This is a genomic window from Gordonia asplenii (assembly GCF_012933505.1).
Classification (GTDB): Bacteria; Actinomycetota; Actinomycetes; order Mycobacteriales; family Mycobacteriaceae; genus Gordonia; species Gordonia asplenii.
The window spans coordinates 1-1,095 of record NZ_JABBNB010000081.1; the positions used below are offsets into that span (position 1 = coordinate 1).

Sequence of the window (1,095 nt, forward strand, 5' to 3'; positions counted from 1 at the left end):
CGCCGCCACCACCTGGCGAAGGAAGGCCGCACCGTCACCACCGATCCGTTGGCGGATGGGATGGCCGAACTCCGCGCCACTGCCACCGTGGAGGATGTCGCGACGGCGTTCGCCGCCATCGACGCGCTGATCACCCGGGTGTGCTGCAGCAACGATCCGCGGCGTCGGGGGGCGCGGCGCTCAGATGCGGTGATCGCCCGGCTGCACGGGGTGGCGTTCGAATGCGAATGCGGCGACCCCGACACCTGTACCGGTGACCCGGACGACACCGCGGCAGGGGTGTCGCAGGCGCAGGTGGTGATTGCGCTGCACGTGATCACCGAACAAGCCACCCTCACCACCGATCGTGCCAGCGCAGGGGATGGGGTCGGTTACGTCGACGGCTACGGGATCATCACCGGCGAGCAGGTCCGCGACATCGCCGACCGCCCCGAGGCGAAGGTCAGCTACTTCCCCAACCCACCCACCACACAACCCGATTCGCCAATAGACACCGACACAGCGACCGCGACCGCGACCGAGGCCGACGGCGAACCGGAGCCGGAGCTGGATTTTGATGTCGAGGCGGCGTCGTCGACCGTGACGGACTCGGAATCATATGAGGCCGAGCCGGCCGCCACGGCGGACGAGACCGAACCGGCCGCTGACGCGAAACCCGAACCGGAAGGCAGCCGAGCAGCCATGCCAGAGCCGCACGCGGCGCCGACGACCACTGAACCCGAACCCAAACCCGTGCCCGCGCCTGCGCCTGCGACGGAGTCGGCGCCGTCGGCGGCGCAGGAACCCGAACCCGACACTGAGATGAGTGGGGACGAACCAGAAGCTGACGAGGCACCCACTACGGAGTCGACGACCTCGACCGTCACCGAAGCCGAAGCCGAACCCGAACCCGACGCCCAGGCGCCGCGGGCCGGGGAGGGACCGGACACAGGCGACGCACCCGCACCATCACCACAACCTGCACCCGAGCCGACGCCAGAAGCAGCGTCAGTGGGCGAAGCGGCGCCACAAGCACCTGCAGAACCTGAACCGGAGACCGGCAACGCGCCCACCCGGCAGCCCGAACCAGAAACGGCAGAAGCAGAAGGATCGTCT

The 1,095-nt window shown here is 69.1% G+C and carries 1 protein-coding gene; it reads left to right on the forward strand.

Translation table 11 applies throughout. The features are described from left to right. A partial coding sequence (locus HH308_RS29275; RefSeq protein ID WP_170197817.1) for a 13E12 repeat family protein occupies positions 1-1,095 on the forward strand: 1,095 nt, incomplete at both ends.